This window comes from Psychrobacter sp. JCM 18901 (genome assembly GCF_000586435.1).
In the GTDB taxonomy this organism is placed as follows: Bacteria; Pseudomonadota; Gammaproteobacteria; order Pseudomonadales; family Moraxellaceae; genus Psychrobacter.
This window is the reverse complement of record NZ_BAWH01000009.1, coordinates 1-12691: the sequence shown is the minus strand read 5'-3', so window position 1 is coordinate 12691 and position 12691 is coordinate 1. Positions and strand designations below refer to the sequence as shown.

7 protein-coding genes and 3 pseudogenes are annotated in these 12691 nt (G+C 42.9%); 5 read left to right on the top strand and 5 right to left on the bottom strand.

All coding sequences use genetic code 11. The annotated features are described in order from the left end of the window. Positions 1–201: 201 nt before the first annotated feature. Both TT11_RS08115 and TT11_RS08110 read right to left on the bottom strand, forming a co-directional pair. Positions 202–870 carry a cytochrome c gene (locus TT11_RS08115; protein WP_261869965.1) on the bottom strand — a complete coding sequence of 223 codons (669 nt, stop codon included), beginning with the start codon at positions 868–870 and terminating at the stop codon, positions 202–204. Positions 871–1343: 473 nt separating this feature from the next. Continuing rightward, positions 1344–1526, bottom strand: a complete 183-nt coding sequence (locus TT11_RS08110) for a cytochrome c (protein WP_261869963.1) — start codon at positions 1524–1526, stop codon at positions 1344–1346. Positions 1527–1930: 404 nt separating this feature from the next. On the opposite strand from TT11_RS08110, the pseudogene yihA reads away from it, so the two are divergent. Then, a pseudogene (gene yihA, locus TT11_RS08105) lies at positions 1931–2703 on the top strand (ribosome biogenesis GTP-binding protein YihA/YsxC). Between the two features lie 121 nt (positions 2704–2824). Here the strand turns inward: yihA and TT11_RS08100 are convergent. Further along, on the bottom strand, positions 2825–3532 hold the full coding sequence (locus TT11_RS08100) for an HAD family hydrolase (protein ID WP_160021098.1): 708 nt from the start codon (positions 3530–3532) through the stop codon (positions 2825–2827). A gap of 132 nt (positions 3533–3664) precedes the next feature. After that, positions 3665–4678: pseudogene (locus tag TT11_RS08095) on the bottom strand (RluA family pseudouridine synthase). A gap of 1190 nt (positions 4679–5868) precedes the next feature. On the opposite strand from TT11_RS08095, the pseudogene TT11_RS08090 reads away from it, so the two are divergent. The 3 genes and pseudogenes from TT11_RS08090 to TT11_RS08080 all read left to right on the top strand — a co-directional run. Then, positions 5869–7819: pseudogene (locus tag TT11_RS08090) on the top strand (Rne/Rng family ribonuclease); the annotation flags it as partial. Between the two features lie 1143 nt (positions 7820–8962). Next, positions 8963–9532 carry a hypothetical protein gene (locus TT11_RS08085; protein WP_261869961.1) on the top strand — a complete coding sequence of 190 codons (570 nt, stop codon included), beginning with the start codon at positions 8963–8965 and terminating at the stop codon, positions 9530–9532. After that, entirely contained in the window at positions 9529–10050 is a 522-nt protein-coding gene (locus TT11_RS08080) for a hypothetical protein (RefSeq protein ID WP_261869960.1), read from the top strand. Before TT11_RS08085 ends, TT11_RS08080 begins: the two co-directional genes overlap by 4 nt. Before the next feature lie 116 nt (positions 10051–10166). On the opposite strand, the gene TT11_RS08075 is transcribed toward TT11_RS08080, so the two are convergent. Continuing rightward, entirely contained in the window at positions 10167–11150 is a 984-nt protein-coding gene (locus tag TT11_RS08075) for a DUF808 domain-containing protein (protein WP_261870046.1), read from the bottom strand. A 363-nt stretch (positions 11151–11513) separates the two neighbouring features. On the opposite strand from TT11_RS08075, the gene TT11_RS08070 reads away from it, so the two are divergent. Beyond that, positions 11514–12368: a DsbC family protein gene (locus tag TT11_RS08070; protein WP_261869958.1), complete on the top strand. Its 855-nt coding sequence runs from the start codon at positions 11514–11516 to the stop codon at positions 12366–12368. Positions 12369–12691 lie beyond the last annotated feature (323 nt).

Here is a 12691-nt window from a genome sequence, read left to right as displayed (position 1 = left end):
CAGAGCAACGACTGGCTTCTGTAAATGAATTCATCTAAATACTGTCTTAATATAAGGGACAAACAGTTATAAAAAAAACCCCGAAATCGGGGTTTAGTCATTCAGATATAATCAATATGCGATTCAATACTCAGTGGCTTTACTCAATGGCCTTCTACGCAAAGCAAAGCATATATCAGATATCGCATCAGTGCGACTCAATTAGTGAATAGCACTTACATAGTCTGACAAGATACGAATGTCACGATCTGATAGTTTCGATGCAACCGTTTGCATCATACCCATCTCGCCTTCTTTGGCTGCATCATTGACTCGTTTTTGATCAGCGCTATCGATATCATCAACACGTCCAGCGGCACGGAATAGTTTTAGCTGAGTAGCAATATACTGAGCGTGCTGTCCGCCTAGCTTTGGAAATGCAGCCCAAGTATTACCTGCAGCATCTGGACCATGACAGCCAGCACAGCCAATGATACCGCGCGACTTATCGCCGCCCAAGAATAGCTTAGTCGCTTCTTGGTTGGTTGCAGGATTGCCGTAGCCGACGCCCCAAGGCGCTTGACTGGCATAGTAACCTGCTACGTTTGCTAGGTCTTGTTGAGACAGGTTAGCAACTTGTGATTGCATAATACCGTTTTTGCGATAACCTGCTTTAAAGTTGACTAGCTGTTTATATAGGTACTTTACGTTTTGGCCGCCAAGGTTTGGCTGTGCAGGAACAATGCTGACGCCATTAAGACCATGACAAGCGGCACAAACGGTTTCTGCAACTTTTTGACCTGCATTGACGTCATATTCAGGAACAATAATAGCAGCTTGTACGCTGAAACTTGCAACGCATAAGCTGGCAGCAGCGATTAACTTTTTCATTGATACAAATCCTACTAGCTCGGCGTAAGCATTATTTAGAGTGATTGCACTGGTAAGATACCTGATATAGCCGCCTCTTTAATCATGAGAATGGCGTATATTTTAAGGTCTTGGACACAAGCAGTCTGAAAGTACTTACTAACATCAGGGTTTATTTTCGATTATTATAGCAAGACTTTGTATCATTTGCCTACTTAATCATAGTATCTATCAGTTTTCTGGCAACACAATATACAATATGACGCAAAAACAAAAAGCACAGATAGGTTGTTAGCCCAGCGCTTTATTTTATATATTCAAATGATATTTATAAGCCGATTATTTGCTCATATATTCGATAAGTTTACGATAATCGTCATCACTACATTTGTCGCAAAGACCACCTGCTGGCATCTGCGGCATCCCACCTTTGACAGATTTGATAAGCGTCGGCATACTTTTTTTGTTTAATCAGCTGTTGCCATTTAGTACTATCACCTTTTTTTGATGGCATTCAATGCCCCACTATCGTGACAGGCTGCACATGAGTTATTATAGGTAGTAGCTATATCCGCCGCACCTGCGCTGCTAATCATAATACCACTTAATAATAGTGCAGCACTGCTAGCCATTATAGTGCGATAACTCGTGCTAAGAAGTTTACTGATTGAAAACATAGAGCACCTCCTCGTGATATTTCACGTGTCTCATCAATCGTTCTATTAAACGTCTCTCGTTAAACATTGTAACAATATATGTCATATAAACATAGAGAATTTGGATATGGCTTTGTTAAAGCTGAGAACTTGTCGTAATGACTGCCAACTTTAATGTTATCCTACTATTTATATGATGCTAATCGCAGTTATTTCAATAAGTAAGACACGGAATAGTATAGAATAGCCAGTAATATTAAATAGCTACTTTTATGATTTGCACATAACTGTATTGATAAAGAACTGCCTTTTACCTTGATTTACCTATTTCTTGACCAATTACTTGACCGCACCGATGACTTGAATCATCAGCTGACTAAAATTTTATAATCGCATCCAATTTTTTTAAGATTAATGAGCCATTTATGAGTACCCCGTTTAACGATGTCGCCGCTGAACATGCTTTGTTCAATACCAAATCTCGTCAGAAAATTCAGCAAACTGAGTTTATGATGTCAGCACCTACCTTTCGTCTCTGTCCTCCTGACATGGGATTGGAAGTCGCTTTTGCAGGGCGCTCAAACGCTGGCAAATCATCAGCCATCAACGCCTTAACCAATCAGCGTCAATTGGCTCGCTCGTCTAAGACACCTGGACGCACGCAGATGATTAACTTTTTTAGTATCGGTGATACTGACAGACGTTTGGTTGATTTGCCTGGTTACGGCTATGCCGCTGTTCCGCTAGAGATGAAAAAAAGAATGGCAGGTTGAGCTAGAAGAATACTTGGTATCACGCTCAAGCCTTGCAGGTCTGGTACTGATGACAGATATTCGCCATCCGCTTAAGTTTTTCGATGAGCAAATGCTGCACTGGGCAAACGATGGTGAGCTACCAGTACATATTCTGCTGACCAAAGCAGATAAATTGAAGTACGGTGCTTCTAAGAACGCCCTCCTTGAGACTCGTAAACGCCTGAAAAAAACTGGGCTTAAACTGTACCATTCAGTTGTTTTCGGCCCTCAGAAAAGAAGGGCTGGATGAGTTGGCTGGAATAATGGGCAACTGGTATGAGTATCAGCTTGATGCAGACAAAATCATTGAGTCTTCTTTTGCATTGCTAGAAGGTGATGAGTTAGAAGACGCTATTGAAAAAGAAAGCGGTGAAAAAGAAAACGTTAATAAAGAAAACAAATAGATATCGTTGTCTTTAACAAAAAGGGTTTATCGCTATTACGATAAACCTTTTTATTGCCTGTTTATTAACTCATTATCATCATCGGTGTGCTATTAGAATAACGAGAATTATAAAATTAGCTCTACCCGCATAACAAGTCTACTAGCGCTTGTGGAGTATCAACCTGATAGGTTGGATTTTGCGCAGCAAGCTCTGCACTCGTTGCCGTACCATAGTTCACCGCTATACTGGTCATGCCCAATGCTGTTGCCATTTGAATGTCATAGATACTGTCACCGATAAACACAGCATCAGAAACCTGCTGCTGCGTATAATCCAAGATATCGGTCAACATCTGCGGATCAGGTTTTGAGCCTGACTCATCAGCACAACGCGTAATCGCAAAGTAATCATGGCTATCGGAGGCATCTAATACACGATCTAGCCCTTTTCTTTTTTTGCCAGTTGCTACGGCGAGCGTTTTTCCCTGCTGCTGCAAAGTTTGCAACATATGCTCTATCGGTTCAAATAGCGGCGTACTGTGACTATTAGCAATATAGTACTCTGCATAGGTTTGCTGAATCTCAAGCAACTGCGTATCGTTTGCCTGCGGATATAAAATCTTAATCCCATTCATTAAGCTCAGACCAATGATATCTTTTACGGCTTTATCAGTCGTCTCAAACCCATGTGCCTCCCCAGCCACATGCATAGAATCAACGATTAGACCGATTGAATCCATTAGCGTGCCGTCCCAATCAAAAATAATCAATGTCTTATCAGACAACCGATGTTCTGCTAATGGTTGAGCATTTATAACACGCTCTGAAGTTGTAGCTGGTTTGGTCATGAAGTCACCTTAATGAATATTAATAATAAATAGCAGATACTAAAACGTCACGGCGGCTTATTCGTAAAAATAAGATATCGTGACGTTTAGGAAAATACAAAATAGTTTGGCTTAAGAGTTTATTTTGAAAAACTATTCAGGCAATTTCGTTGTTTCTGGTAGCCAATCTGCCATATCGTCTGGCAATGGCGCAGTAATGGTCTTGTAGCCTGGAATATCTAAGCGCCATGCATGTAGACACAGACGATGGACGCCTGATTTATCATGAACGTTATATTTGTCATCACCCAAGATAGCATGACCGATATGCGCCAAATGCACACGGATTTGATGAGTGCGACCCGTCAATGGCTTAGCTTCAATTAAGCTTACTGGCTGACTATTAATCATAAAGCGATCATGGATAATGATATCAGTCTGACTTTCTTTCGCTTGTGGGTCTTGGCTATCTACTTTCACTCGGCGCTCACCACTAGCAAGTGTATAACGTAGCAACGGCGCATTGATACGCTGCTCATTAAGCGCAGGTTGTCCTTTGGCAAGACATAGATAGTGCTTTTGAATGGTCTTGTCTACCAAATGCTGCTGCAACACTTTGAGCGTTGAGCGTTTTTTTTGGAAATCATCAGTAGCCCTGATGTGTCTTTATCAATGCGATGGATTAGCTCTAGGTATTTTTTTACCCGTCACTTCACGCATCGCTTCGATAACCCCAAAGTCCAAGCCGCTACCGCCATGCACAGCGATACCAGAAGGTTTATTTAGCACTAGCAAACCGTCATCTTCATAGACCACGCGCGCCAGCAAGCTTTTGGCGAACTCGGTACTAATAATTGGTTTCTCGCGCGTTGCTAGCTCTACAGGGGCGATACGTACCACATCTTCACGCTGCACTCTATCGTGTGCTTTGCAGCGTTTATTATTGACGCGTATCTCATCTGAGCGAATCATTTTGTAGATATGTGATTTTGGCAAACCTTTTAAACGGTTTAACAAAAAGTTATCCAAACGCTGATCGTGTTGATGGCGCGTTACTTCGAGGTAGTTCACCTTACCGAAGTTGCTAATCTCATCGTCAGCGCTTTGTGGGCGTGTTTTGCTATTAAAAATAGCAGGGGCTTCATGGGTAGTAGCGTCGTCAGTCATTTTTGAGTTTGTCATTTTTAGTTAGGTATTTACACAAAGATTTGCTATAGTTTAGCATGTTGAGCGACAATTAAGCAGAGGCGACAGCAATAATCATTGTTGTTACAAATAGTTGACCACCATTTTATTGCTTGTTAGTTTTCTACTACTCGCCAGTAAAGAGGTTGACACTATTTATGCTGCTGACCTGACACGTTTCATCTGATTTTAGGGCGCGTTATTTATTTAGAGGTATTACTTACCAAATATAGCCTACAAATTAAAAATACTGTACTGAATGTTATTCGGTACCATAAAATAAATAGTGACACTAAATACCTTCGCGTTAATAACGCTGATAATAAATCAGCTTATTAACCGATTACAACACAACACTGACTCACTAATTGCATGACAACGACCGTACTCGATAATCAATCATTATTTAATGACTATTTATCTGATGGTTCTTTATGCCAGCATAGTTGAGCAAGTATGGGTAGTTTAGCGTTAGGATCGAAAAGTATATCGATAGCTGCCTAAGTATTGGTGGTCAAACAGATGACGATAACAATGTAAATACGATACCACGCTGACAAGCTGGTCCATTACTCTGTTTGCCAAGTACGCCCCGCTGATAACAAAAGCTGCGACACCTAACCTTGAGACACCCAAGATATTATTGACGTTATACAAAGAACGATAAACAAAGAGTAACCAATTGCTTCACCTGAATAAACAACCGCTGAATGACGCCATTATATAGTAGCAATCATGACCGCGATATTATTGTTAGACTTTGATGGATGAATGGCAACAGCATCACGCCTTTTTAATATCAGTATTTTTTTAGAACTGTAACTGACCCTCGCCCACGCTTACAACGTGCGCTGAAATCACTACCAATAGAACGTACTGAGAATAAGAGCGCTTTGACTCGCTGACCCAATCATATATGTACCAAGTTTACTGATGATAAAATATAAGTACCATAGCCTTACACCCTATATTACTGATATTAATCTGAGCACCGCTCATTACTTCAGGTAAAAAAAGAAGCCGTTGAAAAAGCCCATGTGCTTTATGAAACCCACGATTTACGTTCTACCGTTAATGAACATCTACACACGCTAATCACAATATTAGCCACACTTGCCACTATGTCCTAAAGACTGTCTTATCGTTGTCATGCGTACTCATAGGATACAAATATGAAACGCATTTTGATCAACGCCACTCAAAACGAAGAGATTCGTGTCGCCTTATGTAAAGGCAACCACCTGTACGATTTCGACCTAGAAAACCGTACTCGCGAGCAAAAAAAATCTAACATCTACAAAGGTCATGTGACCCGTGTCGAGCCATCGCTCGAAGCAGTATTTGTCGAATATGGTTCTCAGCGCCAAGGTTTTTTTGCCAATTCGTGAAATCTCTGCTGAATACCTAAGCGGCAACCCACGTGATGAAAACATCAAAAAACTGATCAAAGAAGGCGACGAGCTAATCGTCCAAGTCGAAAAAGAAGAGCGCGGCAATAAAGGCGCTGCCCTATCGACGTATGTGTCATTAGCCGGTCGTTATCTGGTATTAATGCCCAACAACCCTCGCGGTGGTGGTATCTCACGTCAAATCTCGGGCAAACTGCGCGAAGACATGAAACGCATGCTAAGCAATCTTGATTTACCAAAAGGCATGAGTGTCATCATTCGTACTGCTGGTATTGGTAAAACTCAAGAAGATTTACAGCACGATTTAAATCACTTGCTCAACATTTGGCAAGCCATTCAAGAACAAAACCAAAAATACCCATCACCGCGCTTGGTTCACCAAGAAGCGGGCGTTGTCACACGTGCTGTTCGTGATTATCTGCGTGATGATATCGCTGAGATTTGGATTGATAACGAAAACGCTTATATTGAAGCGGCTGGGTTTATCGATGCGGTAATGCCAAAACAAGCCGAAAAGCTACGCAAATATACCGATTATGAACCGATGTTTTCGCGCTTCAATATCGAAAAGCAAATCGAAACCGCTTATCAGCGTGAAGTACGTTTGCCATCAGGTGGTTCAATCGTTATTGACCAAACAGAAGCACTGGTCTCTATTGATATTAACTCAGCTAAGTCAACCAAAGGTTCAGACGTTGCTGAGACCGCTTACCATACCAACTTAGAAGCAGCCGATGAGATTGCTCGTCAGCTTCGTTTGCGTGATATGGGTGGTTTGATTGTTATTGATTTCATTGACATGAATGACAATAAGCATCAAAAAGAAGTAGAAAAACGTCTAATCGACGCGACCAAATATGATCGTGCGCGCGTTCAGTTTGGTGATATCTCTAAGTTTGGTTTGATGGAAATGAGCCGTCAGCGTCTACGTCCTTCACTAGAAGAGTCAACTGGCTATATTTGCCCACGTTGTCACGGCAACGGTATGATTCGTGACTTGCGTTCACTGTCGCTATCTATCATGCGTCAAATTGAGCAAATCGCTCTTAAAGAACGTCAAGGTGAAGTACAAGCTGAAGTCCCGACAGACATCGCTGCATTCTTATTAAACGAAAAGCGCGATAGCTTGGTTTACCTTGAGCAAGACAGTGGCACGCGTATCACTATTTTGCCACACGCGCATTTAGAATCACCAAATTTCAAGCTTCATTTCAACCGTGATGGCTTTGCACCATCGAGCTATGAGCGTATCACTGATACTCAGCAACAAGAGCACAGTGACCTTGGCTACAACGTTGACTGGCAGACTGCTGAAAAAGAGCGTCCTGAACAGCAGCCTACTCGCCAGCCTCGTAAAACTGCAGATGATAAGCAGAGCCGCTCAAACGCGCAGCAGAATGCAACTACGCAAGCGCAGAACGATACGGTAAATCATAGCAATGATCGTCGTAATCATAAAAATACCAACGACATGTCGCCTGCACATGCACCGCAAGCCAATAAAACTGCTAGTGTTGCCGCTCCAGTAGCACCGCAGACACAGAGTGTCGAAGCTACTGCTCAACCAAAAGCCGTTGCGTGGTTATCAAACCTATTTGCTCAAGCACCGCAGGCCACTACGACGCCCAGTGTCAGTAGCCGAGATGCCGCTGAAGCAATCGAAGCGCTAGTAAACACGGGCGCGCAAAGCTTAGGCTCGTTTGGTCAAGTTGATAGCAATGCATTGAATAGTGCCGCTGCAACTAGTGAGCAGCCAACTCAACAAAACAACAGTCAGAAAAACGATAGTCAACAGTCAGATAACAATGCTAATCGTCAACAAACGCGTCGTAATGACAGCGATACTGACGACAGCAGCAATGAAGACAGAAGAAGACGTAAGCCGCGTAAGTCTAGATCTTCTAAACCGCGTCAAAGAAAAGAGACAACTGACGAAAATACTGGCAACGTAAACAGTAGCTCAGAAAGTGCTGGCTCAAACAATGCTGATGACAAATCGTCTGATACTCAAGACCAAAGACAGCAAGACAAGCGTCAAAACGATAACAGACGCACGAACGATCGCAATCGTAATAACCGCCAAGATAGCAGTCAACAGAACAGCAATCGTAACGCAAGCGAGCGCAGTGATGTTGATAACGAAAACAGCTCTAAAGCAGATGAGCAAACTCGTACTAAGCGTAAATCGCATAGCCAACGCGGCTCACGCGGTAAGCTAGAGCGCGGTGAGACATTAACGGCTGACAGCGTTAAACATAACAAGCAGCAGAACGCTAGAAACAACGATGCTGCCAGTAGCAAAAATCAACATAGTGCACGTCGCAATCAAGACCCTAACGAGGTCGTGCTACAGGTTAATGAAGCGCCAACTGAGCTAAAAGCCCCTGAAGTGGTGCATCTATCTTTAGATGATAGCAAATCCACACAGGCCCAAACTCAGCCTAGTGAGAAGCAAAGCGCGACAAACAACATGGCAAAAGATGAGCGTTCAAACGAAACAGCTGCTCAAAAACCTACTGATAAGCATAGTAGCAATGAGCAGAACACTGATAAGCAAAACACCAGTGCTCCGAACGCTGATAAGAAAAGCGATAACGAAAAAAAGTACGGTGGAAGCAAATGTTAATCAGGTAAATGATGATAAGCGTGAATCTACCGAACACGCTAAGGTGCAGGACGTTGCTCCTAAGCATGAGCAGGCTGCTGAAGAGAAAAAAAAGCACCTGTAGCTGTAGAGTCACCATCGACTTCTACGAGTGACACCGAAAGTAAAGCGGAAGCTCCAACGTCAGTAACTGCTGAGGCTGAAAAAGCTACAGAGACTCTAAAACAGCAGGAAACCAAGACTGCTGAAAATGTGAGTAAGAGTGATGAAGCTCAAAATACTCAGGCTGATAGTAATAATGCAAGCACAAGTAGTGTGAGTAACTCAGCACTTGAGCTAACCCATGAAGCACTATTTGGCGCACGTTACGTGACTGCTGAGAAATTTGGACAAGCGAGTAACGATCCACGTGTAGTACTTGGTCAGCAAGCTGCGCAAGCGGACAAGCCAGCTGCCACTAATGTGCCAGCAATACGTGGCACGGTTGGTGAGTTTATTCGTGCCACGCTACCAGAGGCTCAAACGCGCTTAGCAGAAGAAGGCATTATCAACTGCTTTATCGCGACTATTGCGTTGCATAATGAGCAATCTCAGGGTGGTAATAATAGCTCTGATGCTGCTAGCCAGAGCTTTAACTTTAGCAACTATGGCTATCAACCATTGGCTGCCGACTACCTCGCACGCTTTGAATCGATGACCCAAGCCGTCAGTCAATTTGCAGCAGCACAAGGTAAGACAGACGTTGAGCCACATGCTATCACTAAGCGTGCTAGCAACGATCCGCGCGGACAGCATCCTGATTATCAGAACCCGCTGTATTGAGCGTACCTGCTGAACAAGTAAGTGACGCGGAACCAGCTATCACTGAGCAAACCGATAGCGAAGTCGATGCGCATGACGTTGAAGCAACTGCCCTCGCCAATCAGGCTCAAACTGACGATATAAGTGCTGATAGTGAGCACTTGCTAGAAGTCGAGCGCGCTCAGTCAGAAGCTAAAGATGCAGAAGTCGAAACCCTTACAGAGCAAACTGTCAATGAGGTAGAAGATGTTGCAGAAAACATAGCTGCAGAGACTGAGCAGACGACTGAATCGGCAGTAGAAGAAGCTACTAAAGAAGCGAGCAAAGAAGACAGTCAGGCAGCTAAGTCTAAGACGACTATAGCCAGCTATAAAAACATGATCGAAAATGTGGCTGAGCAACTGCTACCACAGACCGGTATGTTTAATCTGACTACGCCAAAAGTACCAAAGGCGCGCAGTCGTAAGCCTAAGACGGATCATAAGAAGCCGACGCAGGCTGAAAAGCTCGCATCTGATGATGTAGACAGCGACAGCTAGTCATATAAGCTCAAATGTAAAAGCCCCAAAGCTATTCGTAGCTTTGGGGCTTTTTATTTTAATACAGTCAAACTTACTTGCTAATTCAAACGAAAGACAATAGAAAGCAGATAAGCTTAATGTGCAGAAGACGCTGTGTCGTCTTTACCACGCATTTTGCCAATAGTAGTAACAATAGCTACTACAATAGCACCAACAATTAACCCGACTAGTCCATTTAATAACGAAGCGGTCAATCCTTCAAATACCCCAGTAAGATGGGCAATGTCTTCTACACTGTGATGTAAAAAGCCGATACCGTGAACGATAATACCGCCGCCCACCAAGAACATCGCAATCGTGCCCGCTATGGACAAAAATTTCATAAGCTTTGGCGCAGCTGCAAGCATAAACTCGCCAAACTTGCGCTTACTATCACCTGCTTGTGAGTTTTCAATCAAATGCAGACCCGCATCATCAATCTTTACGATGCCTGCAACTAAGCCGTAAATACCAACGGTCACGACAGCAGCCACTATCGAAAGTGCGATGCCTTTTTGGACAATATCGCCACCAGCTGCTGTAATTGCGCCTAAAGAGATAACAATAATCTCAGCTGATAAGATAAAGTCTGTGCGTATGGCACCTTTGATTTTGTCCTTTTCAAACGCGACCAAATCTACCGACTCATCTGCATTGGCTTTTAAGCGGGCATTTTGCTCTTCATCATGAGGCAACAATTTCGGCCAAAACTTGTGAATGACCTTCTCAGCCCCTTCATAACTCAGGTATAACCCTCCGATCATCAACAGCGGAGTAATCAACCACGGTATAAAATAACTGATCAATAGTGCCGCTGGTACTAAAATCACTTTGTTCACGGCAGAGCCTTTGGCAACTGCCCAAATGACGGGGAGCTCACGGTTTGGCTTAACCCCTGTGACCTGCTCGGCGTTGAGTGCTAAATCATCACCAACTAAGCCCGCGGTTTTTTTGGCAGCGACTTTGGTCATGACGCTTACATCATCCATTAAAACACTGATGTCATCGAGTAAGGTTAATAAACTGGCACCTGCATGTGTGCTCCTTAAAGCAAATTTGTTAAAGTAAGTCGTTCTCAAATGGTTTATACAACGCATTTTATATATATTTTTATAGAAACAATGCGATTAGCCTTAGATTACAAGTTCAAGCAACTATGTTAAATAGCACAAATGTATCTTGTTTTTTTGAATTTATGTTGATAGCTATTCTCTAAAGTTGGCTTTACTGATACTTCTTGGCAGCCTTCCCTTTGCTATTATTTGGCGTAAATATGGTAATATGAAGGCTATTACTACCTATCTTTTATTATCAATAAGTTATAAGAACTTCTTCAATGTTAGACCTTTAAAACACTGCCAAGACACATTACTATATAGAAAAGTTTATAGCGTTTTTTATAACGAACTCATGATTAGGCGCGACGCCTATAGGAAACCCGTATGCCGTTCCCCACTGTCAAAAATACCACCTTGCGTAATCCTCTTTCTCGTACCGTTCTATCTCGTTTTATGATGAGTGCGCTGTTAGTTGGTATTGCTGCTGGCTGCTCAAACAATGCTGCTGATGCAACCAGCAATACCAGTGTTGTAAACGCTGCACAGACAAATGCCACTGCTACTAAGCCTTCAGCTGGTAATGATGCAACCGTGGTGAAGGCGTTACAGGCGAACCTAAAAAGCTCTGGTATCGAAGAAACTATTGTCTCAGCCGTACCAACAGATATGGATGGTATTTATTGGGTGACCGCTGAAGGTCTACCTTCTTTCTTTACTGATAAAGCTGGCAAGCATATTATTCAAGGTCAGATCATCGCTGTGGGTGATGCCACTCCGGTTGATATCAGTGCTGCCCTAGTTGCTACGACAGCACAAGAAGCGCTAAAAGCCGTCGATAAAAAAGACATGGTGATTTATCCAGCAAAAGGCGAAACCAAAGCCGTTATTTATGCCTTTACCGATGCAGATTGTGGCTACTGTCGCAAACTACATTCAGAAATGGATGATATCAATGCGCGCGGTATCGAGGTTCGTTATCTGGCATGGCCACGCAGTCAAGAGTCTGTACCAAAAATGGAAGCGATCTGGTGTAGTCAGGATCGTAAAGCGGCAATGGATCAAGCAAAAATCGGTGCCAACGTACAAGCCCCTAGCTGTGCCACCCCTGTCCAAGAACATATGGCTTTAGGCTCAAGACTTGGTGTGCGCGGTACGCCTGCGGTGTTTACCGAAACAGGACAACAAGTAGGTGGCTACTTGCCTGCAGCAGAATTGGCACAAGCAGTAGGCGCTAACTAATCATTTGAGTTATCAGTAGTAGTCACTCATATTAGAACGACCAATATGAGTAACCAAGCATAAATGACATATACATATGCCAAACAAGATTGAAGCTACTGCTTTTTTATAATCGTCAGCTGATATAACCTTGATGACGTTGTCTTTCTAAACTTGGCTTTTATGACATTAGCCTTCAGGACATTGGCTTTTATGGTATTAGCCTTTAGAACATTGCTCTTTATGAGATTGTATAGACGTCACAATGCCTTGTCGGTATGATACGATAAAGCACGATGCAAAATGAGCAACACCCTTTTTATTTGAGCTTTTTTTATTCAACT